General features: G+C 59.9%; 21 protein-coding genes and 1 tRNA gene. 12 read left to right on the top strand and 10 right to left on the bottom strand.

From position 1 onward, the window contains the following. Positions 1 to 50: 50 nt before the first annotated feature. Positions 51 to 701: a S24 family peptidase gene (locus ACQZ6D_RS15520; protein WP_003514944.1), complete on the bottom strand. Its 651-nt coding sequence runs from the start codon at positions 699 to 701 to the stop codon at positions 51 to 53. A 111-nt stretch (positions 702 to 812) separates the two neighbouring features. Beyond that, on the bottom strand, positions 813 to 1,463 hold the full coding sequence (locus ACQZ6D_RS15515) for a response regulator (protein ID WP_003514945.1): 651 nt from the start codon (positions 1,461 to 1,463) through the stop codon (positions 813 to 815). Between the two features lie 244 nt (positions 1,464 to 1,707). Here ACQZ6D_RS15515 and ACQZ6D_RS15510 point away from each other — a divergent pair, with 244 nt between their 5' ends. Both ACQZ6D_RS15510 and ACQZ6D_RS15505 read left to right on the top strand, forming a co-directional pair. Continuing rightward, complete coding sequence (locus ACQZ6D_RS15510; RefSeq protein WP_003514946.1) at positions 1,708 to 2,061, top strand: DUF952 domain-containing protein; 354 nt, start codon at positions 1,708 to 1,710, stop codon at positions 2,059 to 2,061. Further along, the gene (locus ACQZ6D_RS15505) at positions 2,061 to 3,152 is read left to right on the top strand and encodes a quinone-dependent dihydroorotate dehydrogenase (protein ID WP_448729817.1); all 1,092 of its coding nucleotides are present in this window, start codon (positions 2,061 to 2,063) and stop codon (positions 3,150 to 3,152) included. The genes ACQZ6D_RS15510 and ACQZ6D_RS15505 overlap by 1 nt, the downstream gene beginning before the upstream one ends. Positions 3,153 to 3,276: 124 nt before the next feature. Here ACQZ6D_RS15505 and ACQZ6D_RS15500 read toward each other — a convergent pair whose 3' ends face one another. After that, positions 3,277 to 3,774 carry a CAP domain-containing protein gene (locus ACQZ6D_RS15500; protein ID WP_065661379.1) on the bottom strand — a complete coding sequence of 166 codons (498 nt, stop codon included), beginning with the start codon at positions 3,772 to 3,774 and terminating at the stop codon, positions 3,277 to 3,279. 1 nt (position 3,775) lies between these two features. Continuing rightward, positions 3,776 to 4,042, bottom strand: coding sequence for a DUF6460 domain-containing protein (locus ACQZ6D_RS15495; protein ID WP_003514949.1), 267 nt, complete (start codon positions 4,040 to 4,042; stop codon positions 3,776 to 3,778). A gap of 168 nt (positions 4,043 to 4,210) precedes the next feature. Here ACQZ6D_RS15495 and ACQZ6D_RS15490 point away from each other — a divergent pair, with 168 nt between their 5' ends. The 3 genes from ACQZ6D_RS15490 to ACQZ6D_RS15480 all read left to right on the top strand — a co-directional run bounded on the left by ACQZ6D_RS15490 (position 4,211) and on the right by ACQZ6D_RS15480 (position 6,613). Continuing rightward, positions 4,211 to 5,152, top strand: a complete 942-nt coding sequence (locus tag ACQZ6D_RS15490) for a methyltransferase (protein ID WP_448729816.1) — start codon at positions 4,211 to 4,213, stop codon at positions 5,150 to 5,152. Between the two features lie 134 nt (positions 5,153 to 5,286). Next, complete coding sequence (locus ACQZ6D_RS15485; RefSeq protein ID WP_448729846.1) at positions 5,287 to 5,898, top strand: YitT family protein; 612 nt, start codon at positions 5,287 to 5,289, stop codon at positions 5,896 to 5,898. A 73-nt stretch (positions 5,899 to 5,971) separates the two neighbouring features. Then, positions 5,972 to 6,613: a YitT family protein gene (locus tag ACQZ6D_RS15480; RefSeq protein WP_003514952.1), complete on the top strand. Its 642-nt coding sequence runs from the start codon at positions 5,972 to 5,974 to the stop codon at positions 6,611 to 6,613. 26 nt (positions 6,614 to 6,639) lie between these two features. Here ACQZ6D_RS15480 and ACQZ6D_RS15475 read toward each other — a convergent pair whose 3' ends face one another. Both ACQZ6D_RS15475 and ACQZ6D_RS15470 read right to left on the bottom strand, forming a co-directional pair. After that, positions 6,640 to 7,101, bottom strand: a complete 462-nt coding sequence (locus tag ACQZ6D_RS15475; protein ID WP_448729815.1) for a carboxymuconolactone decarboxylase family protein — start codon at positions 7,099 to 7,101, stop codon at positions 6,640 to 6,642. A 101-nt stretch (positions 7,102 to 7,202) separates the two neighbouring features. Beyond that, positions 7,203 to 7,706, bottom strand: a complete 504-nt coding sequence (locus tag ACQZ6D_RS15470; RefSeq protein WP_013635435.1) for an RrF2 family transcriptional regulator — start codon at positions 7,704 to 7,706, stop codon at positions 7,203 to 7,205. Positions 7,707 to 7,756: 50 nt separating this feature from the next. On the opposite strand from ACQZ6D_RS15470, the gene ACQZ6D_RS15465 reads away from it, so the two are divergent. Continuing rightward, positions 7,757 to 10,348, top strand: coding sequence for a ligase-associated DNA damage response DEXH box helicase (locus ACQZ6D_RS15465; RefSeq protein WP_233284929.1), 2,592 nt, complete (start codon positions 7,757 to 7,759; stop codon positions 10,346 to 10,348). Positions 10,349 to 10,382: 34 nt separating this feature from the next. Then, positions 10,383 to 11,111 carry a ligase-associated DNA damage response endonuclease PdeM gene (gene pdeM, locus ACQZ6D_RS15460; RefSeq protein WP_025592414.1) on the top strand — a complete coding sequence of 243 codons (729 nt, stop codon included), beginning with the start codon at positions 10,383 to 10,385 and terminating at the stop codon, positions 11,109 to 11,111. An 18-nt stretch (positions 11,112 to 11,129) separates the two neighbouring features. Here pdeM and ACQZ6D_RS15455 read toward each other — a convergent pair whose 3' ends face one another. The 4 genes from ACQZ6D_RS15455 to podJ form a co-directional block, all read right to left on the bottom strand. Then, positions 11,130 to 11,567: a universal stress protein gene (locus tag ACQZ6D_RS15455; protein ID WP_003514961.1), complete on the bottom strand. Its 438-nt coding sequence runs from the start codon at positions 11,565 to 11,567 to the stop codon at positions 11,130 to 11,132. A 160-nt stretch (positions 11,568 to 11,727) separates the two neighbouring features. After that, positions 11,728 to 12,552: a TIGR02186 family protein gene (locus ACQZ6D_RS15450; protein WP_013635439.1), complete on the bottom strand. Its 825-nt coding sequence runs from the start codon at positions 12,550 to 12,552 to the stop codon at positions 11,728 to 11,730. Beyond that, positions 12,549 to 13,475: a sulfite exporter TauE/SafE family protein gene (locus ACQZ6D_RS15445; protein ID WP_003514964.1), complete on the bottom strand. Its 927-nt coding sequence runs from the start codon at positions 13,473 to 13,475 to the stop codon at positions 12,549 to 12,551. The genes ACQZ6D_RS15450 and ACQZ6D_RS15445 overlap by 4 nt, the downstream gene beginning before the upstream one ends. A gap of 263 nt (positions 13,476 to 13,738) precedes the next feature. Next, positions 13,739 to 17,512: a cell division protein PodJ gene (gene podJ, locus ACQZ6D_RS15440; RefSeq protein WP_083211596.1), complete on the bottom strand. Its 3,774-nt coding sequence runs from the start codon at positions 17,510 to 17,512 to the stop codon at positions 13,739 to 13,741. Between the two features lie 376 nt (positions 17,513 to 17,888). On the opposite strand from podJ, the gene ACQZ6D_RS15435 reads away from it, so the two are divergent. From ACQZ6D_RS15435 to ACQZ6D_RS15415, 5 genes are all read left to right on the top strand, one after another. Beyond that, positions 17,889 to 19,685, top strand: a complete 1,797-nt coding sequence (locus ACQZ6D_RS15435) for an acyl-CoA dehydrogenase C-terminal domain-containing protein (RefSeq protein WP_065658363.1) — start codon at positions 17,889 to 17,891, stop codon at positions 19,683 to 19,685. Positions 19,686 to 19,717: 32 nt separating this feature from the next. Beyond that, positions 19,718 to 20,926, top strand: a complete 1,209-nt coding sequence (locus ACQZ6D_RS15430) for an acetyl-CoA C-acetyltransferase (RefSeq protein WP_065703794.1) — start codon at positions 19,718 to 19,720, stop codon at positions 20,924 to 20,926. Between the two features lie 186 nt (positions 20,927 to 21,112). Beyond that, entirely contained in the window at positions 21,113 to 23,329 is a 2,217-nt protein-coding gene (locus ACQZ6D_RS15425; RefSeq protein ID WP_111790155.1) for a 3-hydroxyacyl-CoA dehydrogenase NAD-binding domain-containing protein, read from the top strand. 169 nt (positions 23,330 to 23,498) lie between these two features. Further along, complete coding sequence (locus ACQZ6D_RS15420) at positions 23,499 to 23,921, top strand: hypothetical protein (protein ID WP_065703798.1); 423 nt, start codon at positions 23,499 to 23,501, stop codon at positions 23,919 to 23,921. Positions 23,922 to 24,206: 285 nt separating this feature from the next. Further along, positions 24,207 to 24,282 (top strand) — tRNA-Phe (locus ACQZ6D_RS15415). Positions 24,283 to 24,314 lie beyond the last annotated feature (32 nt).

Genomic DNA, 24,314 nt, shown 5'->3' with positions numbered 1-24,314 from the left:
CTGAGTTGGGCCCGGGCAAGTAGGACGCCTGTCTTCGCAATGGCGGGTGTCTATTGGCTGGCCCAGATGATGCGGGCGATCCATTCCACATCGGCCATGTCGAAACTGCGGTTCGGATGTTCGGGATTGAGCGAAAGAAGCTCGATATTCTTGGGGCTTTGCCGCGCCAGCACCTTGGCCATCACTTCGCCGTCACGGCTTTTCAGCACAACGCGGTCGCCGCGCCGAACCTGCGCGCCCGGCTCCACGATCAGGATATCGCCGTCGCGGTAAAGCGGCATCATGCTTTCGCCCTGTACTTCCAGCGCGTAGACGCCCTGCTTGCGTTCGGGAGAAGAGGGGAACTCCACCACATCCCAGCCTTGACCGGCCGGAAAACCGCCATCGTCGAAAAAGCCGCCGGAGCCCGCCTGCGCAAAACCGAGCAGGGGGATGGCATTGTCCGCACCGGAAGGCTGCATTGTCTGCGTCCTGCCGAAAGCATAACCAAAAAACTGGTCGACGCTTGCCCCCGTCGCCTCCAGCACCTTGGATACCGATTCCGTCGAAGGCCAGCGTTTGCGGCCATCCGGGCCGAAACGTTTCGATTTGTTGAACGAGGTGGGATCGAGACCGGCACGCTTCGCCAAGGCCGAAGGCGTCAGCTGGTGACGTTTGGCAAGCGTATCGATGGCGCTCCAGATCGTCTCGTGTGAAAGCATGATGAAAGCCCGCAGGTGGAGCCCGTGGCGGAAAAGCTCCTGTCGTTTACTCCGCGGAATCTAGACCATATCCCGTCAGGAGTAAAGAAAAGAAAGGAATAAAATCCTCGATTATGCCACCATGGCCGATGTGTTTATCTTGCTGAGCTGTATCACCGCCTGTGTACGGCTATCGACCTTAAGCTTCAACAGAATAGCGGAGACATGCGCCTTGATGGTGGCTTCCGAAACATTCAGCGCATAGGCGATCTGCTTGTTCAGCAGGCCTTCGGCCAGCATGCCCAGAACCCGGCTCTGTTGCGGCGTCAGCGTTCTGAGCCGGCCGATGAGATCAGCCACGTCAGGATCATGCTCCTTTTCGCCCTGACAGCTTGCCGGTATCCACACATCGCCTTCAAGAACCGCGCGAATGCCATCCCTGATATCGTCGATGCCCGAGGATTTGGAAATAAAACCGGAAGCGCCGAGTTCGATGGACCGGCGAACAGTGGTCGCGTCGTCCGTTGCCGAAACGATGACGATGGGCAGGCTGGAAAATTCCGCCCGCAGCGCCATCAGGCCCGAAAATCCGCTGACACCCGGCATGGCGAGGTCCAGAAGCATCAGATCGGCGTCGTTGCATGCCGTCGCGGCACTTCTGGCAGCCTCGAAATCCCCGGCTTCCATGATTGTCTGCTGCCCGTCGAGACCGGATACGGCCTGTTTGAGGGCACCGCGAAAAAGCGGGTGGTCGTCTGCGATGATAATGACAAGTTCCGACATTCTGGCCCCCTCCCAAGGGCGTTATGCGGTTCTTTGAAAGGTATGGCGCACTCCCGTTTGCCGGCAGTCTAGACTGCTTCCGGCTCCTCTGCTGAAAGGTTGCTCTAATCGGTTGCGTATTACAAGAAAAAGCTTGGGAACAGCCGTCGCGCCAATAAAAATGCCGTGGAAACTGTGGACAATCGACCCGCTTTGCGGCAAACCGCCCAGACTGAAAAGCCTTGGAAAGCCTTCGGAGAGCCCCATGCACGAAACGCCCGCGATCATTTATAAAATCGTGCCGGAGACGTTGTGGAATGCAGCCAGGGCACAAGGCGTCTTCGAAGGCGCCGCCATCGATCTGACGGATGGGTTCATTCATTTTTCAACGGCAAAGCAGGCGGCCGAGACTGCCGCCCGGCATTTTTCCGGCCAGACCGACCTGCTTCTGATCGCTGTTGATGGTGCAGCACTTGGCGACAAGCTGGTTTATGAACCCTCGAGAGGCGGCGATCTTTTCCCCCATCTCTATGCGTCTCTTCCCTTGACCGCCGTGCTTTGGGAAACGCCGCTTTCACTTGGCCACGATGGCCAGCACCAGTTTCCGGAGATTTTGTGATGAGCGGATTATTTTCCTCAATCGGCCGCAAGGGCCTGTTTCTTGTCGATCCGGAAAAGGCACATGGTCTGTCCGTGGCGGCGCTGAAAAGTGGCTTTCTGCCCACCTGCATGGTGCCGCACGATCCGCGGCTGCAGCAGACCGTTGCAGGCCTCGTTTTCCCCAATCCGCTCGGCATGGCGGCGGGTTACGACAAGAATGCGGAAGTCCCGGGACCACTTCTGAGGCTCGGTTTCGGCTTTACTGAAATCGGCACCGTCACGCCGCGTGGGCAATCCGGCAATCCCAAACCGCGCATCTTCCGTCTGGTTGAGGATGAAGGCGTCATCAACCGCCTCGGTTTCAACAATGAAGGCCATGCCGCAGCGCTGGAGCGCCTAAAGCAGGCGCAGCTACGTGGCATCGTCGGCGTCAATATCGGTGCCAACAAGGACAGCGAAGACCGCATCGCCGATTATGTGCAGGGCATAGAGGCCTTTTATTCGGTCGCATCCTATTTCACCGTCAACATCTCTTCGCCCAATACGCCGGGTCTGCGTGACTTGCAGGCGCGCGAAAGCCTCGCGGCACTTCTTGGCGCCGTGCTGGAGCGCCGCAGGGCAGAAGCCGAACGCTTTGGCAAACGCATTCCGATCTTCCTGAAGATCGCGCCCGATCTGACCGAGGAAGGGCTGGATGACGTGGCGGAAGAGGCGCTGGCCCATGATCTCGATGGCCTGATCGTCTCCAACACCACGCTCTCGCGTGAAGGCCTGCGGCCCGGTCCGCATAAGGGTGAGGCGGGTGGACTGTCCGGCAAGCCGCTGTTCGAGCTTTCGACCACTGTTCTCGCCAAGATGCGCCGGCGCGTCGGCAGCAATCTACCCATCATCGGCGTGGGTGGCGTTTCTTCGCCGGAAACGGCATTGGAAAAGGTAAGGGCAGGGGCCGATCTGGTTCAGCTCTATTCCTGCATGGTCTATGAAGGCCCCGGCCTGCCGTCGTCCATCGTCAAAGGCCTGTCGAAGCTGGTCTATCGCGAAGGTGTGCAGTCCATTCGTGACCTACGCGACAGCACGGTCGACCGCTGGGCCGACCGCAAGCTTGGATGACGATGACCTGAACGGTCGAGACGCTGCGTCGGTTAAGATAAGTGCTTATCGTGGTGGTGTGCTCTCCTGCCTCATCCCTGTGACAGGGACAGGAATGAGGGTGGAGGGGGCGCCCCCCGTTATCTCACGCGCAGAGCACCATCGCCCAATAGGGACGGTTGCGGCTTGCGGCATCATAGGCAACCGCGACGCCAAGGCCATTATATGGTCCGAGCATGTTTTCGAGATGATGTTTCGAGCCGATCCAGGCCTTGACGACACGCTCCACGCTGTCCTGCCCGGCCGCCACGTTTTCCGCTGCCGGTAGCGGCACATTGCCGTCCTTCATGCGGATGAGGAAACTGTCGGTCATGCCGATCAGATGCGCCATCTTCTGCGCCTTGACCATGCGTCCGGCCTGATAAGCGGCCGCACCACTTGCCGCACTACTGAAGGAGAGTGGCGAAAGCCCTTTCGAGCGGCGCAACTCGTTGACCATTGGAAGCGCTGCAGCGGTCTCATCGCGGGTGCCTGACGGCATGCCCTTGTTTGTAGGCACGGAAACACAGGCGGAAAGAACGGAACCGGCGGAAATCAGCACGAAGCCGCGCCGCGTAAGCGTCTGGAAAGATGTGTCGGTCATGTCAGCGGCGATAGCTCAGGAGGCGCAGGATGATGAAAATGGGTATGACGATCGTCGCGCCAAGGATCAGATAGTCGCCGATTGCGCCAAGCGCGTGGAAACCGCTGCGCCACAGATCGACCACGAAGTCGCGTGCGCCATAGATGATATTCCATGGCGTCAATCCGAAGATCGCCATCAGAAAGCCGACGAGCAATGAAACCACCAGCAGCTTCACCACGGTGCGGGCCACCGTATCACCCAGCATTTTGTTGACCTCACCGGCCATCAGCAAGTCTCCTGTTTTGTCCTGACATATGAAGCACGCTGCTTCGATGCAAGTTTCGGTGCACTATATCGCGTCATATTCGCAATTCCATGAGTGCGCCATGAAATAGGACTTGAGTTTTTTTATGGCTTGATAAATGACAGCCGACATCTTCTCAGGAAATCTTGAATGGCCCCAAACCAGTTTTCTTCCGGTGACGTCATTGCCGACCGCCGGGCGGACTATGCCCGCATGTTGGCGGAGAGCGGTGATTATCCCGCCGCCGCCGAACTCATGGAGCAGGCGATTGAACTTGCGCCACGGTGGACGGCGGGCTGGTTTCGCTTCGGGGAATATCATGAAAAGGCGGGGGAAACGGACAAAGCTGTGGCGGCTTACGAAAAAGTCGCCGAACTGGATACGGAAGGGCTGTTTGCAGCCGAACTGAAACTCGCGGTTCTCGGCGCCGCGGACACACCGGAGCAGCCGCCGAGCCGTTATGTAGAAGGGCTGTTCGACGATTATGCCGACCGTTTCGAAACGTCGCTCGTCGAGAAACTGGATTACAGCGTACCGCAAAAGCTGGCGGAACTGATCGGCAAGGCGGCGGGAGGCGGCGTCTTCGACACCATTGTCGATGTCGGCTGCGGCACCGGCCTTCTCGGAGTTGAAATCCGCTCCCTGGCGAAGCGGCTGGAAGGTTTCGACATTTCCCAGAACATGCTCGCCAAGGCGGAGGAAAAAGGACTTTACGACCGTCTCGGCCAGGCCGATCTATCGCTGGAAGCTGACGCCTCGGGACTGTTCGCGCCGGCAATGCCGCACCACCGCGCGGACCTCGTCGCCGCCGCCGACGTGATGATGTATCTCGGCAGTCTCGAAACCGTCATGCCCCTCGTTTCTGCCCTGCTTGCGCCCTCCGGTTTCTTCGCCTTTTCGGTGGAGGACGCAGGTGATGAAGATGGTTTCGTGCTGCGGGAATCGCTGCGTTACGCACATTCGAAAAGCTATGTGAGCGGCCTTCTTGAGCGGGCGGGCTTTTCTCTTATCGAAATCCGCAAAACCACCATTCGCAAGGATGCCGGAAAACCCCTTTCCGGCATTCTTTTTCTTGCCCGCGCCAAAGCCTGAACATTTCGTTTCTTGCCTTTTTCACGATAGGTCAGTCGTCCTTACGTATCCATCTTGATCGCGTGTTTGTTGCAGTGCAAAATGCGCGGAAACCTGAGGGAAAAAGCGTGAGCAGAACGAGAAGCGTTTACAGCATGTGGAGTTCGGATCCGGCCAAACATGCGCCGGTGGAAGACGTGCAGGGCATCGTTACCGGAGCTATCGTATCGGCGCTCGGTTTTTATCTGCTGAACAAGGTCGGCCTTTTGACCGGTGGCACCGCCGGCGTCGCCTTCCTCATTCACTATGCCTTCGGCATCAGCTTCGGCCTCCTGTTCTTCCTCGTCAATCTGCCCTTCTACTACCTCTCGTTCCGCCGCCTCGGTCTTGCCTTTTCCATCAAGACCTTCATTGCCATCGGTCTTGTTTCGGTGCTGACGGAAGTGGAAGCGCGCTGGATGGTCATTGACAGCATCAACCCGCTCTGGGCGGCGCTGCTCGGTGGCCTGCTCCTCGGTTACGGGTTGCTGGCGCTTTATCGCCATCGCGCCAGCCTCGGCGGCATCGGCATTCTGGCCATCTATATTCAGGACAGCTTCGGCATCCGCGCCGGCCTGATCCAGCTTGCCTTCGATGCATTCGTGATGCTCTGCGCCTTCCTCGTCATCGATCCGGCCACCGTCGTCTATTCGATTGTCGGCGCCTTCGTGCTGAACATGTTTCTCGCCATCAACCACCGCTCGGACAGATACATCGTTGTGCGCTGAAGAAAGTACGCTTGAAATCTCTCGCGCTTGGGCGCAATAGCTCGATCAAGGCCGGAAAATCAGGGGAACAGGCATGGGCGATACGACTACGCGCAAGCGCGTGAATATCTGGGCTTCCGCGCCCGATCGCCATTCGCTGCTGGAAGATGCCCAGGGCGTTCTGGCGGGCAGCATGCTGGTCTCGCTCGGCGTGACGCTGCTTTCCGCTGCGGGCCTCCTCACCGGGGGTGTGGTGGGTATTGCCTTTCTGGTGCACTATTCGATCGGCTTTAGCTTCGGCGCGGTGTTCTTCCTCGTCAATCTGCCGTTTTATTATCTCGCCTTCCGCCGTCTCGGCCTTGCCTTCACGGTCAAGACCTTTTGCGCCATTGCCATGACGGCGCTGCTTTCGGAATATATGCCGGGCTTCTTCGCGTTCGAAAGCATCAATCCCGTCGCGGCCGCCCTTTTCGGCGGGTTGACGGTCGCGGCAGGCATGCTGGCACTGTTCCGCCATCGCACTAGCCTCGGCGGCTTCGGCATATTGGCGCTTTATCTCCAGGACCGTTTCGGCTGGCGCGCCGGTCTCGTCCAGCTCGCCTTCGATGGCATGGTGCTGGCGTGCTCATTCTTCGTGGCGACACCCTTCGTCATCCTCTGTTCCATCCTCGGCGCGCTGGTCATGAACCTCGCGCTCGCCATCAATCATAGAAACGACCGCTACATCGCCATGTAACGGTCGTCCGGTACAGGTAAAGCGGATCAGGCTGCTTTTGCTGCCGCTTCGACCGGGTGCTGCGAACGGAAGCCGACGGCGATGCGGTTCCAGGTGTTGATGGCACCGATGGCAACGGTGATCTTCACGATGTCCTCATCGGAGAAATGCGCCTTCAGGCCCTCGAAGGCGTCATCCGGAGCGCCGGTTTCGGCAATCTTCGTTACCGCATCCACCCAGCCGAGCAACGCCCGTTCCTGTTCGGTATATACCGGGGATTCCCGCCAAACGCTCATCAGGTTGATCCACTGTTCGGAAAGACCGTCGTGACGGCTTTCCTTCACATGCATGTCCACACAGAACGCGCAGCCATTGATGATTGATGCGCGCAGCTTGATGAGATGAACGAAGCGGCGCTCGAGGCCGCTGCTCTGGACGTAGGTTTCGAGCGCCATCACGGCTTTGAAGGCTTCGGGGGATGCCTTGGCATAGTTCAAACGGGTTTTCATGTGTCTCTCTCCATTCGTGGTTCAGTTTGAGGGGCATGTGTCATCGTTCCGGGAAGCTGCGAAGCTCTCCGGTATTTCAGATGGTTGGGTCTTTTTAGGTTCTAGCGCGTCGCCGTCCTGCGCTCGTTCAGCTCCAGAAAGGCGCAGCCGCGTGCCGCAATGCCGCCGTCGTCAGTGGCGGCAAGGTCGCCCAGAATGTCGGCAATGCTGGTTTTAGCGAGTTCCGCCCGATAGGCTTTCTCCGCCTTCAGCATCGCGGCGTTGATGCCGCAGGGCTTGGTGAAATAACGTCCCGGCAAGGGGTTCGGCCCACGCTGGCGAATTTCCGCGCAGCGAAAGGCAGGCTGTGGTCCCTCCACGGCCAGAACAATATCAAGCAGGGTAATCTTGTCGGTTGTCCGGGCCAGACGATAACCGCCCTTCGGCCCCGGTACAGTGGAAACTATTCCGGCACCGGAAAGCAATTGCAGGTGCTTCAAGAGATAACTCGTGGAAACGCCATGGAATTCTGCCAGCGCCGCCGCCGAAAGCACGCCGCCTTCGGAAAGTCCCGCTAACATGCCTACGCTGTGAATGGCCTGTTCAACGCCGTCGCCGAGTTTCATCCGATTTGCTCACGTTTGGTTTGCTTTAGTATCGTGGATATTATTTATCCATGATTATGCATTCCTGTCAAGCAGCTCTGTTCCACTCTTCTTTTTTCAAGGTTTCTCACTACCTTGAAGGCGTGAAACACGCTGAGTCTCCCATTTCCGGCACGCATGTCGGCACCTTGCCCCTTTCATTCCAGAAATGGTTTGCCGAAAAAGGGTGGTCCCCGCGCGCGCATCAATTGGAGCTGATGGCTCGGGCGCGTGGCGGCGAAAACATGCTGCTGATTGCACCGACGGGTGCCGGCAAGACGCTGGGCGGCTTCATGGCGTCGCTCACCGATCTTGCTGAACGCGGCAAGGTGCCGCCGGGCTCCGCCTTTGTCGGCGTGCACACGCTTTACATCTCGCCGCTCAAGGCACTTGCGGTGGATATCGAACGCAATCTCACCAAGCCTGTCACGGAAATGGGCCTGCCGATCTCAATCGAAACCCGCACCGGCGATACGCCGCAGGCAAAACGCCAGCGCCAGAAGGTCAAACCGCCCGATATTCTCCTGACGACGCCGGAACAGGTGTCGCTGCTGCTTGCCAACAAGGAAGCCGAGCGCTTTTTCCGCGACCTGAAATATGTGGTGCTGGATGAGCTGCACTCGCTCGTCACCTCCAAGCGTGGCCATCTGCTGTCGCTTGCGCTCGCGCGGGTGCGCAGGCACGCGCCGCATGTCCGCTTCATTGGCCTTTCCGCCACGGTGGCGGAGCCGATGGATTTACGCCGTTACCTGGCACCGCAGGGGCAGGGAGAACCGCCCGCAGGTCTTATAACAGTGGAAGGCGGAGCCAAGCCAAACATCGCCATTCTGCAGACGGAGGAGCGTATTCCATGGTCCGGCCATTCCGCGCGCTACGCCATGAAGGATTTGTATCCCGCTCTGAAGGCGCACCAGACGACGCTCATCTTCGTTAACACCCGTTCGCAGGCGGAACGGATTTTTCAGGAACTCTGGAATGTAAACGACGATAATCTTCCGATCGCCTTGCATCACGGTTCGCTGGATGCCGGACAGCGCCGCCGGGTGGAGGCCGCGATGGCTGAAAACAAATTGCGCGCCGTCGTCGCCACCTCCACGCTCGATCTTGGCATAGACTGGGGCGATGTCGATCTCGTCGTGCATGTCGGCGCGCCAAAGGGGGCGAGCCGCCTTGCCCAGCGCATCGGCCGCGCCAATCACCGCATGGATGAGCCGTCTAAGGCAATCCTCGTTCCCGCCAACCGTTTCGAGGTGATGGAGTGCCGGGCCGCACTCGATGCGAACTATATCGGCGCGCAGGATACGCCCCCCATCGCGCAAGGCGCACTGGATGTTCTTGCCCAGCATGTGCTCGGTATGGCCTGCGCCGAACCTTTCGATGCGGATGATCTCTATCGTGAAGTGACCAGCGCTTCACCCTATGCCGATCTACCGCGTTCTACCTTCGACCGCGTTGTGGATTTTACCGCTACCGGTGGATACGCACTGCGCACCTATGAACGTTACGCCCGCATCCGCCAGATGAAGGACGGCCGCTGGCGTGTCTCCAATCCGGCGGTCGCGCAGCAATATCGCCTCAACCTCGGCACCATCGTCGAGGCTGCGGAACTCAATGTCCGCATGGTCAAGCGCAATGCCAAGGGCTCGGTCGGACGCGGCGGCATGTCGCTCGGCAAGGTCGAGGAATATTTCCTCGAGCAGCTGGTGCAGGGCGATACCTTCCTGTTTGCCGGCAAGGTTCTGCGCTTCGAAGGCATCCGGGAGAATGAATGCCTGGTGTCGCAGGCCTTTTCGATGGACCCGAAGATACCCTCCTATGCCGGCGGCAAGTTTCCGCTTTCCACCTACCTTGCGGACCAGGTGCGCTCCATGCTGTCAGATCCCGCCCGCTGGCAGTCGCTGCCGGATCAGGTGCGCGACTGGCTGGCAATCCAGAAGGAAAAATCGATCATTCCCAAGCGCGACGAGCTGCTGGTCGAGACATTTCCCTTCCGCAAACGCTTCTTCATGGTCATGTATCCTTTTGAAGGCCGTCTGGCCCACCAGACCCTCGGCATGCTTCTGACACGGCGGCTGGAACGGGCGGGCGCAAAGCCCATGGGCTTCGTTGCTACCGATTATTCGCTCGCCATCTGGGCCATGGAGGATATTGGCAGGCGGCTCAAATCCCGCCGCCTGTCGTTGGCGGAACTTCTCGACGAGGACATGCTGGGCGACGACTTGGAGGCGTGGCTGGACGAATCCTTCATGCTGAAGCGCACCTTCCGCAACTGTGCCGTCATTTCCGGCCTCATCGAACGCCGCCATCCCGGAAAGGAAAAGACGGGCCGTCAGGTCACGGTCTCCGCCGATCTTATTTATGACGTTCTTCGCAGCCATGAGCCGGATCATATTCTGCTGGAGGCAACCAGACGTGATGCGGCGGCGGGACTTTTGGACATTGGCCGTCTTGGCGATATGCTGAAGCGAATCAAGGGTCACACCACCCATCGTGCACTGGAGCACGTCTCGCCGCTTGCCGTTCCTGTCATGCTGGAAATAGGCCGCGAGACGGTGGCGGGCGAGGCGATGGATCAGGTGCTGGCAGAGGCCGCAGACGAGCTTATCGCCGAAGCCATGTCCTGAAGCATCAAACTGGAATGAAGGAACGACCACAAAAGTGCTGAGCCGACTGACATTGAGCGACAGGTTTTCCAATGGCTTCGAATGCCTTGGCAGCGAAACTGCCATCAACGGCGTCGCCGCCTGGTGTGACCCGTTGGGTGGGCTTTACCTGCCCGATCTGTCGCTGCTGGTTGTCTCGGACCTGCATCTGGAAAAAGGTGCGGCCTTTGCCCGGCGCGGGCGCATGCTGCCGCCTTACGACACGATCGCTACCCTCAAAATCCTGTCTTCCCTTGTCAGCCGTTACGATCCGAAGATCGTCGTCAGCCTGGGCGACAATTTCCACGATCGGGTCGGGTCCGAGCATCTGCCGCTTATGCTGCGCGAACTGATCCGCGAGATGGCCCGTGGCCGTGACTGGATATGGATCAACGGCAATCACGATCCGGATGGTACGGTCGATCTGCCGGGGTCTTCGGTAGATGAGATGTTTTATGGCAATCTCGTTTTCCGCCACGAGCCTAAGGTAGGAGATGCCGCGGGTGAAATCGCAGGCCATCTGCATCCCTCCGCCACTGTTCGCCGTCGCGAAAAAACGGTGCGGCGCCCCTGTTTCGCCACCGATGGTTCCCGCCTGTTGATGCCGGCCTTCGGGGTGATGAGCGGCGGACTGGATTTGCGGCACAAGGCCATGCGCGGTCTCTTTGACCACGCTGCACTCGTCGCGCATCTGATGGGGCGGGACCGCATCTATTCGGTACGGTTTTCAAATCTGCTCGGCTGAGCGCATCGCTCCGCCCGTCTATTGGCGATATACCAGCACCGGTATCTTCGAGTTTTTCAGCACCTTGGCCGTAACGCTGCCGACAAGCATCTCGACGAAGCTTCTGCGCCGGTGCGAAGCCATGGCGATGAGGTCGCAGCCGGTCCTGTTGGCGATTTCGACAATCGCCTCATCCGGCCGTCCCGCCCGCGCCAGCAGGGCTTCGCAATCCAGCCCCATCGATGCGGCGTGCGCCTGCGTATCTCTCAGAAAATGCTCCGCCTCCTCGCAACGGTGGAATTCCTCTTCGGCAATGGCGGCAATGTCCTCGACATCGCTGGCAATCACGTGAAAGGGTTCGGACACCGTCACGACGGTCACCTTTGCGCCTGCCTCTCTGGCGAGAGCGAACCCTTGGTCGATTGCGATCTGCGCCAGCGGCGAGCCATCGGTGGGAATGAGAATGTGCTTGAACATGACATTTCTCCTTTTCATCCCGGTCACAACCGCACTTGCCGCCATAAGCTGCATACGTGGTTGTAACGTCTTGAATTTTACCGCAAACCATTGAAGGAAGCGAACGCTATCTTTTACGCCGAAGGCGAAAGACGCGCTCTTTTACGGGAATGAAAAACACTCAGTCCTTGCGGAAAATAATACTGGCACTCCAGCCCGTGACGACGGCGAGGAGAACGCACAGCGCGCCATAGGCAAGCGGTGTCTGATGCGCGGCATCGGTGATTGCCTGTTCCATGCCGGTCTTGACGACGCGCAGTTTCAGCTCGCGCTGGGCGATGAAATTGCCGCTCTTGAAGAGATAGGCACGGGCCGTATGCACGCCGTTCGGGACGTTGGCGGGCAGGCGCAGGGTTGCCCAGAACAGGCCGGTGCGTTCAAGCCGCACGCCGGTCGTGTCGTTGCGATAGATGCCGCTTGAAAGCCGCAGGCGCCGATAGGCCTCCTGAAAATCGAAGACATTGTCGGGCACGCCGGAAAACACCGCACTTTTGAGCGACAGATGTTCGACACCCAGCCCCATTGCCCGCAAGGTGCCAGGCGAAGCGACGGCGCTGATATCGCGCGTGCTGGCCATGGAATAGGATTCCGGCAGCGGCGTGAAGGTGATGGCGCTGGTATTGATCCAGATACCGGCCACGCGCTCCTTCTTGCGCACGGTCATGTAGTCGCTGGGGCCTTCGAGGGTAACAACGATATCATATTGGCCGATAGCGAGCAGCAACTGGTCGGTGTTGTTAAGGGCGCCGAAAAGCGTGAAATCCGCCCCGCGAAAATCGGAGGTGATCGGAATCTCCGTCGTCGATGCGCCGATTTCGATATTTTCCTGCAAGGACCGCTGCTGTGTGCCGGGAGGCAGGGCAAGCGGCGGTGTCTGCGCCGAAGCGGTAAAGGCAAGGCAGGAACCGATAAGCAGAAAGGCGCAAAGCAGCAGGCGGTGGGTCAATAACCTAACCCTCCGACGGCGACCGAGAACAGGTCTTCGGGGCGAACAACCAGTGCCACGGCAAGGCGAAGGGCGACTGCAAGCACCAGAAGCGCCAAAAGCGCGCGCAGTTGTTCGCCGCGCAGTTTCTGCCCGACGCGCACGCCATATTGCGCGCCGATGACGCCCGCGACCATCAGGATGAAGGCCAGCACCACATCGACGGAATAGTTCGTCGCGGCCTGAACGATGGTCGTATAGGCGGTAACGAAAATGATCTGGAACAGCGAGGTCCCGACAACGACGTTGGTCGGAATACGCAGAAGATAAATCATGGCCGGCACCATGATGAAGCCGCCGCCGACACCCATGATCGAGGTCAGGATGCCGATACCGAAACCCAGCGTGACGACGGGAATGATGCTGAGATAGATCTTCGACTTCTTGAACCGCATTTTCAGCGGCAGGCGGTGAACCCAGTTGTGATGGCCGGGGCGGCGCAGCGTCACCGTCTCATTACGGGCAGCACGGCGCAGGGCGGAAATGCTCTCCTTCAGCATCAAGGTGCCGACAGTGCCAAGCAGGATGACATAAAGCAGCGAAACGATGAGATCGAGCTGGCCGATGCTGCGCAGGAAGGAGAATATCCACACGCCCACCGTAGCGCCCACAAGACCGCCGACCAGCAGGACGCTCCCAAGCTTCACATCCAGCGTTCCGCGCCGGAAGTGCGTGATCGAGCCGGAGACGGAAGAGGCCACCACCTGGTTTGCGCCCGTCGCCACAGCCACTACGGGCGGAATATTGTAAAAAATCAACAAGGGGGTGATGAGAAAACCGCCCCCCACGCCGAACATGCCGGAAAGAAAACCGACGGCCGCGCCCATGCCGAGAATGATGAAAATGTTCACCGACAGTTCTGCAATCGGCAGATAGACAGTCACGGCTCGGACCTCGGGCAAATGGTTCCGGGCGGCAGGGCTTGTCCGGGTGTGGGGCCGCGCCGCGATTTACATTTTCTGTCTGAAAAGACCGGGCATGCCCAGCCTTCATCCGTCATGCCCGCGAGGGTCCGACGTGTCAACATTCAACGGTAAATACGTTGATAATTTGGAAAGATAGCGATCAGGCGTGGGAGCAGCGCCACATTCCGGCGCCAAACTGTAGGGAAGCGGCCGGGAAGGCCGCCTCATCCGTTGCGAAACGGTTATTTGTTGCGGGCGAGCAGCGCTGTGACCAGCTCGTTGGTGATGCGCCCGTCGGGTGTCTGGCCAACGGATTTCTGGAAATCCTTGATGGCGGTAACCGTGTTCTTGCCAAGCTTGCCGTCGGGCTGGCCGGCATCGAAACCGTTCTTGTTCAGGATTGCCTGAATGTTGCGGATAGCCTTTTCCATGTCCACGGAGGCAGTCTTCACGCCGTCCTTGCCAGCCCATTCCTCGGGCGGGTTGACACTGTTGGCGTCTTCCGAAAGCGGCTTGACCTTCCACGCGTCGGCTTTCGCACGTGCGCTCTGAAGCTGCTGCGGGTTCATCGCTCCCGCAACCTCGTCACGCTTCTGGGCAGCGTCCGTGTCGCCATCCTTGGCTGCAATGGAGAACCACTTGTAGGATTCCTCGATATCCTGCTTCACGCCGCTTCCGCGCGCGTAGAGAATGGCAAGGTTGAACTGGCTGTCGCGGACGCCGAGTTCGGAAGCCTTGATGAACCATTGCGCGGCGGTGGTGAAATCCGGCTGGCCGGCCGCATCGGAGGCGAGCAGGACGGCGAGATTGTGCATGGCGCCTGCATTGCCCTGTTCGGCTGCCAGCGTGTAATAGCGCTTCGCTTCGGAAAGGTTGCGCTCGACGCCATTCGCCTTCTCGTAAAGGTTGGCGAGACGATATTGTGCGGGAGCAAGGCCGCGATCCGCAGCCAGCTTGTACCATTTGGCGGCTTCCGCGCGATCGGCGGCAAGGCCGCGACCTTCGGTGTAGCGTGCTGCGATCTCGTAAAGCGCCTGCGTGTCCCCTTTCGCTGCGGCTTCCGCCAGCGATGCTGGCTCGATACCGGCGGGAACCGCAATCGCGCCCTGGGCGGCAGCAGCCGTGGTAGCGGCCTGCACCGGTGCCTGCGGCTCACTCTGTGCGACAGTGCCTGACGTCGCCGCATCCACAGCGGGCGCATCGGCAACAGGCGGTTCGTTGGCAAGCGGCGCGCCGCCAATGGTACGCGGATCGATGGTGTTTTCCGACGGTGCTGCGTTTTCGATGCTGTCGGCGGATGCCGCCTCCTGCGGATCGATAGCCAGTTCGGACGGAATGGTCACGGCCTTGTCGCCGGTCTCGGGAAGTGCGGAGACCGGGGCATCGCCCATCTTCTCTTCGATGACCGGTGCCGGGGCTTCCGCGCCGCCCATCATCGTCTTGACGAGCGGCATGGCCATCATCGCAAGAAGAATGGCGCCGATGCCGAGCAGCAGCGGGCGACGATAACGTGAAAGCGCCGAAGCGTCGGGCTTGCGATTTTTCTTGCCGGTTTCAAGCTTCTCCGGGGAGGTTTCCATGGCGGCAGCCTGCGCTGCGCGACGGGCGGCGGCGATGAAATCCGTGCGGCCTTCTGCGTCCGCCGCCTTGCCGGCGGAAGCGACCTGGCTGGCGCGCACCCGTTCCAGTATTTTCTTGATATCAGGCGCGCCCGAGCCGGGCTCCAGAAGTTCGTTCTCCTGGCCCGCGGGCAGCACGTCGATTGGATCGAGCGAGGGGGCGGGTTCCACCTGCGTGCGGGTGGTGGTTGCCGATACGGGTTCTTCTGCCGATTTGGCGGTCTTCGCCGTGCCGGTTTTGAAACGCTTGGTCAGGCCGGCAAGCAGGCTCTTTTTCTCTGCTTTTGCGGGTTTTGCAGCGGCGGGCGGCACGATTGCCATCGCATCCGCGCCGTTTTCGCCGGCATCGCGCGTGTCTTCGAGAATAAGCTGTTCTTCGGTGATGTAGCCCTCTTGCGGGAAGATGGCGGCCGGCATGGCCACGTCTTCGCGGGCGGGCGTAATCATATGCTGCGCGACGTTGCGTGGCGCTGCCTCTTCGCGATAGGCGGGAGCGGGAGCGCGATTATCAAGGCTGTCCAGTCGACCGGCAATCTGCACCAGCGTTTCGTGCAGCGCCTCGAAGGTGCGGTGCGTGCGTTCTTCCGTGTTGCGGCTCAGCGCCTCGAGGCTGCGAAGATCGGTGGCAAGATCGGTCAGCATCGTCATATCGGCGAGGTTTGCGCCGGAGGAGACATTGTTGCGCGTAAAGGCGTCCAGAACGGCCTCGGCCGCCTGTCGAGCCGCTTCGATGATATATTCATCGTTGGACGCCATGTAGTCCTCGATCGCCGACATGCGGGCATCGAGTTCCGGCGACATGCCCGCCGGCTGGTGATGACCCGGCTGGCTTATTAACGAGGAGAGATGGGCGATCTGATTTTCGAGGCTGAGCAAAGCGCCGCTGTCGGCGGGTGCGGCATGGGCGGTCTCGTCCAGACGGGCCGCGATATCGCCAAGCCGTTCTTCCAGGCGCGAAAAAGTGCCTTCGTTGAAACCAGCAACGGGCTGCGGCTGGCTGTAGCGATAGTCAAGGTCTTCGATGCGCCGAGAAAGCGTGTCGAGCCGTTCCGCCAGGCCGTCATTGACGGTGCCGTGATCCAGCGCGTCGATCTTGCGGGAAATGTCGCTGAGGAACGATGTCAGTTCCGCCTGCTGTGAGGGGCGCTGCGAACGCTCCAGAAGCAGGGAAAGCTGGTCCAGCCGCTCGTGCAGCTGTGCCGCGTCGCGCGCCGTGCTCAATTCGTCGATCTTGGCGGCCAGCGTTTCAAGACGGGCGGTGAGATCCACAGCAGGATCGGGCTTTGCGGCGGCAATACGATTGATATCACCGAGCTGTTCGGCAAGGCCGTTCAGGCGGGTTTCCAGCCGCTGTGCCAGTGCGTTGTCGGTGGCCTGTGCATTGTTGGAGCGGGCGCCAGTAGCGGCAATGGCGCGGCTGATTTCATCCAGTCGCTGGTCCAGACCGGAAAACTGTTCGGTAAAGGCAGCCTCGTTCGGCTGCATATGCTTGCCGAGCTGCTCCACCGCGCTTGCGATGGTGATCAGCTTTTCCTCAAGCACGCGCACGGCGGGATTGTTGCTCATGCCGCCGAGCTGGGTCTTGATGTCGTCGAGACGATAGGCGAGCGAGACGATTTCATCCTGCAGCGAGGCCGTGTCGAAGCCGCGCAACGTGTCTTCCACGGTGTTCCAGCGGCTTTCGATCCGATGTACGCTGTCTTCACGCGCAAGCTGATCGATGGTGAGGCGCAGGTCATCGAATTCATTGCGCAGCCCGTAGGCATCGGGAGAGGCCAGATTGCCGAGCTGGTCGATGCTGCCGGCAAGCCTTGCAATATCGTCGCGCAGGTCGCCGATGAACTGCTGGTCTTCCGCGATCGCGCGAATGTTTCGGATTTCGGCTCGCAGCCCTTGCGCTTCGCGCGCCACGCCCTCCGAGATATCGTGCTTCAGCTCATGCCGCAGGTTGACGAGCGCTTGCGCGATCTCCTGCAAGGCTGCGTCGTTTCGCTGCTGCTCCTGATAGGGCGGGATGGAGCGCGCGCGCGGTGCGGGGTTGGCCGCCGCGTTCTGCACGTCGTTCGGCCGGTATTCAGGCGCAAGCGGTCTGGTAATGGTTCGTTCCGGGCGCGCAACGGGCTCCTGCGGGCGCTGGAAGCTTGCCTCAAGCAGGCGCTGGCGCTGGCGGATTTCGTTGACCGGGTCGAGTTGCGGCGGGGTGACGGTGGCGCGTGGCTCGCGCGGCGCGGCATGGGCCTCGTTTTTCGGCTCAGCTGTCGTGGCGCGGTGGTCGCGCGGAAATTTCTGGCTCATCAGCCCTTCGATGCGGGCTTCAAGGCCTTCAATGGTGCGATTGAGAGCATCAAGAGACGACCTGTCGCTCGGGCTTTGGTTTTTCGATCGCAATCCGTTCATCTTCTCGCTCGCTTCGCTTCCGTCCGGCGTGCCCGGTGTTTGTTGCAACGGCTACCCGCCTGATAATGCCGTCGCACAACATGCAGCAATTCTAGAGCCGGTATTTGCCCCCATGGAGGAAAATGCTTCGATTGACGAAGCAGTTACCTCGTGTCGGAGAATTCACGAAACGTGGTAAAGAAGTGGTTAACTATGGTTGGAATTTTTTAACTTTTGCGGCGCGTAACGCTTTCGCGTGGGGCTGGCCAAGCATTGCGCGGAAAAAGGGCCATGACATTCGACCGGAATTTATTTGACGTTTACGCGCACGTCAAATATTGTCATCCCATATCGGCCGGATCGGCTCCGGCTTTCACGATGCGGAGGAACATCGGTAATGCCTGTTTACAAGGCCCCAGTTAAAGACACGCTTTTTATTCTGAACGACGTTCTTGGCCTCGAGCGGTATAACAACCTGCCCGGCTTCGAGGATGCAACCCCTGACATGATCGAGGCTATTACCGGCGAGGCGGCGAAACTTGCCGAGGAGCGGCTTTTCCCGCTGAACCTGTCTGGCGATCAACAGGGCTGCAAGCGTGCAGATGATGGTTCGGTTTCCGTTCCTGATGGTTTCAAGGAGGCTTACGACGCCTATTGTGAAGGCGGCTGGATCGGCCTCGCCGTACCGCCGGAATTCGGCGGACAGGGCCTGCCCTATACGCTGCATGCGGCGATTGGCGAGTATATGTCGTCCGCCAACCTGTCGCTGATGATGTATCCCGGCCTGACGCAGGGCGCCATCGCTGCCGTCCTCGTCCATGGCACGCAGGAGCAGAAAGAAACCTATCTGCCGAAGATGGTCGAGGGAACATGGTCCGGCACCATGAACCTGACGGAACCCCATTGCGGCACCGATCTCGGCCTGCTGCGCACAAAAGCAGTTCCGCAGGGCGACGGCAGCTACAAGATTTCCGGCCAGAAGATCTTCATTTCGGCCGGCGAACATTCCATGACTGACAATATCGTCCATCTGGTGATTGCCCGCATCGAGGGCGCGCCGGAAGGCACCAAGGGTATTTCGCTGTTCATCGTGCCGAAATTCCTCGTGAAGGAGGACGGTTCGCTCGGCGAGCGCAACGGCGTCACCTGCGGCGCGATCGAACACAAGATGGGCATCCACGGCAACGCCACCTGCGTCATGAACTATGACGATGCGACGGGGTATCTCTTGGGTGCGGAGAACAAGGGTCTCTCTGCCATGTTCGTGATGATGAACGAAGCCCGCCTCGGCGTCGGCCTTCAGGGCCTGTCCGTGGGTGAGATCGCCTATCAGAATGCGGTCGAATATGCCCGCGAGCGCATTCAGGGCCGTTCACTTTCCGGTGCGAAATTCCCCGATAAAAAGGCCGATCCGATCATCGTGCACCCGGATATCCGCCGTACGCTGATGACTATCAAGGCCTATAACGAGGCTGGTCGCGCCTTCCTTCTGTGGACCGCGCTGCAATCCGATATCGCCCATCGGTCGACCGATGAGAAAGAGCGTCAGACGGCAGATGACCTGCTCGGTCTCGTCACGCCGATCCTGAAAGGCGTGCTGACCGACAAGGGCTTCGACCATGCCGTGATGGCGCAGCAGGTCTTCGGCGGTCACGGCTATATCGAGGAACATGGCATGAGCCAATATGTCCGCGATGCCCGCATCACCATGATCTATGAGGGTGCGAACGGCATTCAGGCGCTCGATCTGGTCGGCCGCAAGCTCGGCATGAATGGCGGCCGTGCCGTCATGGCGCTGTTCAAGGAAATCGGCGATTTCTGCGAGGAAAACCGCGCTGACGAAAAGCTTAGCCTCTACACCAAGGGCCTGAAGAAGGGCTTGAACGACCTGCAGGCCGCAACCATGTGGTTCATGCAGAACGCCATGGCCAAGCCAGACAATGCCGGTGCAGGTTCGACCGATTACATGCACCTCTTCGGTATCGTGGTGCTGGGTTACATGCAGGCCCGCATGGCGAAGGCGGCGAGCGAAGCCCTTGCGGCAGGTAGCACTTCGGACGAGGATTTCCTCAAGACCAAGCTTGTCACGGCGAAGTTTTATATGGAGCGCATCATGCCGGAAACGGCGCTACGCAAGGCTCGCATCGAAACCGGCGCGGACACCATGATGGAACTGGCTGCGGAAGCATTCTGACAGGGCGTGTCACGCGCCGAGGGAGAGAGTTAATGACCGACGTTTACATTTATGACCATGTCCGCACCCCGCGCGGACGCGGCAAGAAGGATGGCAGCCTGCATGAGGTGCCCTCCGTTCGCCTTGCCGCCAAGACGCTGGAAGCCATCCGCGACCGCAACGGGCTCGATACGTCTGCTGTCGATGACATCATCATGGGCTGTGTCGATCCCGTCATGGATGCCGGTGCAGTCATCCCGAAAGCCGCCGCCTTCGAGGCCGGTTATTCCAACAAGGCACCGGGAATGCAGATTTCGCGCTTCTGCGCTTCAGGTCTCGATGCCATCAACTTCGCGGCCGGCAAGGTCAAGGCAGGCTCCGACGATATCGTCATAGCCGGCGGCGTGGAAAGCATGTCGCGCGTCGGCATGGGCATGTCTGGTGGCGCCTGGTACATGGACCCTTCGGTCAACTTCCCCGCCTTCTTCATGCCGCAGGGCGTGTCGGCAGATCTCATCGCCACCAAATACGGTTTTTCCCGTGACGATGTCGACGCCTATGCTGTCGAAAGCCAGAAGCGCGCCGCGCATGCCTGGGAAAAGGGCTATTTCAGCAAGTCCGTTATCCCCGTGAAGGACCGCAACGGCCTGACGATCCTCGACCGCGACGAACATATGCGCCCCGGTACGGACATGCAGGCGCTGGCTTCCCTCAACCCATCCTTCCAGATGCCGGGTGAAATGGGCGGCTTCGAAGCCGTTGGCATCATGGCGCACCCGGAAGTGGAGCGTATCAACTACGTGCACCATGCGGGCAATTCGTCCGGTATCGTCGATGGCGCGGCCGCCGTTCTGGTTGGTTCCAAGGCGGGCGGCGAGGCTATGGGCATGAAACCGCGTGCCCGCATCAGGGCTTTCGCCAATATCGGTTCCGATCCGGCGCTGATGCTGACCGGCCCGGTGGATGTGACCGAGAAGCTTCTGAAAAAGACCGGGATGTCGCTTGCCGATATCGATCTTTTCGAACTCAACGAGGCCTTCGCCGCCGTCGTGCTGCGTTACATGCAGGCTTTCGACATCAGCCACGAAAGGATGAACGTCAATGGCGGCGCAATCGCCATGGGCCATCCGCTGGGTGCGACAGGAGCGATGATCCTCGGCACGGTGCTTGACGAGTTGGAGCGGCGCGATCTGAACACCGCGCTCGTCACGCTCTGCATCGGCGCGGGCATGGGAACAGCGACCGTTATCGAGCGGGTTTGAGTTACGGAGGGCTAACCCCAGGCTCCTCACCCTGTGCTCGTCACAGGGATTCCAGCAGCGCCGCGTCTGCGGCGCGCGAGAGTCTTCCAGCCCAAAGACTTGGGCTGACTGGGTTCCTGTGACAGGCACGGGAATGAGGGATCGGGAAGTTCGGCGAAACGAAATTCAGGGAAGAGGAATCCCAAAATGAGCACTTATACCAATTTCACCATCGAGACGGACGCAGACGGCATTGCCCTTATCACCTGGGACATGCCGGAGAAGTCCATGAATGTCTTCACTTCCGAGGTGATGGACGAACTGAACGCCATCGTTGACGCAACTGTCGCCGACGCTGGCGTCAAGGGTGCTGTCTTCACCTCCGGCAAGAGCACGTTTTCCGGCGGTGCCGATCTTTCGATGATCAAGTCGATGTTCTCCTTCTACAATGACGAGAAGGCGAAGGACCCGGATCAGGCAGCCGCCAAGCTGTTCGAACTGGTCGGCCGCATGACCGGCTTGTTCCGCAAGCTGGAGACCAACGGCAAGCCCTGGGTCTCAGCCATCAACGGCACCTGCATGGGCGGCGCTTTCGAGCTGTCGCTTGCCTGCCACGGTCGCGTCGCGTCGAATGCCAAGAGCCTCAAGATAGCCCTTCCTGAAGTCAAGGTCGGCATCTTCCCTGGTGCCGGCGGCACCCAGCGCGTGCCGCGCCTGACCGATGCGCAATCCGCCTTGCAGATGATGACCACCGGTCAGTCGCTGACCGGTGCGCGCGCCAAGGCCATGGGGCTGGTTCATCAGGTGGTGGATCCGGATCAGCTCATTTCCGCTGCCAAGCAAATGATCAAGGACGGCCTGAAGCCGGTTGCCCCCTGGGATGAAAAAGGCTTCAAGGCCCCCGGCGGCGGCATCTGGACGCCGGCCGCTGCCCAGCTCTGGCCGGCCGCTCCGGCGATCCTGCGCCGTGAAAGCGCCGGCAACTATCCGGCAGCACTTGCTATCCTGAAATGCGTCTATGAGGGTCTGCAATTGCCGTTCGATACGGCGTTGAAGGTGGAGCAGCGTTATTTCACCGAAATCCTTCGCTCGAAGGAAGCCTTCGGCATGATCCGCTCGCTGTTCGTTTCCATGCAGGAACTGGGCAAGGGCGCGCGCCGCCCGGCCGGTCAGCCGAAGACGGAGTTCAGAAAGGTCGGCGTCGTCGGCGCGGGCTTCATGGGCGCCGCCGTTGCTTATGTCACTGCCGCAGCCGGTATCCCCGTCACGCTGGTGGACCGCGATCAGGAAGCCGCCGACAAGGGCAAGGGCCATTGCGAGGAAAGCGTCAAGGCCGCCATTGGCAAGGGCAGGCTGACGCAGGATGAAGGCAAAACCTTGCTCGACCTCGTAACCCCGACAGCGGATTACGCGGCGCTCTCCGACGCCGATCTCGTCATCGAGGCCGTCTTCGAAGACCGCGACGTGAAAAAGGCCGTCATCGAGGCCGTGGAAGCCGTGTTGCCGCAAGGCGCAATTTTCGCCTCCAACACCTCCACCTTGCCGATCACCGGGCTTGCGAAGAACTCCAAGCGCCCGGTGGATTTCATCGGCATCCACTTCTTCTCGCCGGTCGAGAAGATGATGCTGACGGAAGTCATCCTCGGCAAGGAAACGGGCGATAAGGCGCTGGCCGTCGCGCTGGATTATGTGGCCAAGATCAGGAAGACGCCGATTGTCGTCAACGATACGCGCGGCTTCTTCGTCAATCGTTGCGTGCTGCGTTACATGGCGGAAAGCTACGACATGCTGATCGAGGGCGTGCCGCCCGCCATGATCGAGAATGCCGCGAAATTCGCCGGCATGCCGGTCGGCCCGCTGGCGCTGAACGACGAAGTGGCAATCGATCTTTCCTACAAGATCCTGAAAGCAACGGTTGCCGATCTCGGTGAAAAGGCTGTCGATCCGCGCCATATGGAACTGGTGAAGAAGCTGGTGGAAGGCGAGGGCCGTTTTGGCCGCAAGAACGCCAAGGGCTTTTACGACTACCCGCCAAAGCCTGCCAAGAAGTCCCTCTGGCCCGGCCTGAAGGATCTCTATCCTCAGCAGAAGCCGGAGGATGTGGATATGGAAGTGCTGAAACAGCGCTTTCTGGTCACCGTGGCGCTGGAAGCCGCCCGCACCGTGGAAGAAGGCATCGTCACCGACCCGCGTGAGGCCGATGTCGGCTCCATCCTCGGTTTCGGCTTTGCGCCCTACACCGGCGGCGCCCTCTCCTATATCGACGGCATGGGCGTGAAGACCTTCGTGGCGCTGGCCGAGAAGCTGAGCGAGACCTATGGCCCACGCTTCAAGCCGACGCCGCTTCTGAAGGACATGGCGGCCAAGGGCGAGACCTTCTACGGTCGCTTCGATCCCTATGGCAGCACCGCGAAAGCGGCATAAGCCTTCAAGACACACCAATGAACAGGCCCTTCGGGGCCTGTTTTTTTATCGGCCTATCGTGCCGATACCGTCGCTTTATGTGCATCCTTTGCCCGGCTGGGGCGTTGAGAAGGCGTGAACGGGCGATGCGCGCCCGGTGCCGCAATTCAGGACACTTCAGGAGACTGCAATGAAGACATCGCTGCGATCCCATGGTTTCGACAAACCATCGGACCTTGACGACCACTTGGCTGAACTTGATGAAGAAGCTGCGGAGAAAGAGGCAGAGAAGCCCACTGTCCAAGAGGCGCGTGCTTCCGCTACGGTGGACCAGTCGATACGCGCGGAACTGGACGAACTCCGCAAACAGTTGGAAAAGCTGCGCCGCGATGTGAAAAAGCTGGAATCGGCGTCCCATCCAACCCGCCACAAACCCGCAGATCTCAGGCACGAGAAAGACCACGAGAATTCGCGCCTGATGATGGTTGTGCGCTCCGTTGCCGTTACCTCGCTTGCCAGCCGCATCTTCGCGTCCTCACCCGTCATGGCGGCTCTGGTGGCTGTGGTGCCTTTTGCGCTTGGACTTGCCGCACGGCGCAGGGAAGGGGCATAATTGCCCCAAGCCGCCCAACCGCCGCTCGCCCGGATCAGCAGCGCCTGAACCCGCCACCTGACTGATGTCGATCAGGTCTGGCGGATTGCCGATAGCGCGTTTCCAGCCACGATAAGGCCTTCACAGCGCACGTATTCCAGCCATCCACAGGCGCCGTGAAAAAACTGTCAAAAAACTTCGCTATGGCGCTTGCCATGTCCGAACAAGATGTTATAACCCCGCTCACTTTCGGGGCACCAAACGGCCCCGCCCGCCAAAAGCGGAGGTTCTTCAAGGACCTGAAGTGCCCGGATAGCTCAGTTGGTAGAGCAGCGGATTGAAAATCCGCGTGTCGGTGGTTCAAATCCGCCTCCGGGCACCATTTTCCATAGAAAAGATTAGTTATTTCAAGCT

The sequence above is a fragment of the Agrobacterium sp. 22-3639C2 genome, assembly GCF_053522105.1.
This window is presented reverse-complemented; position numbering and strand designations above follow the sequence as displayed.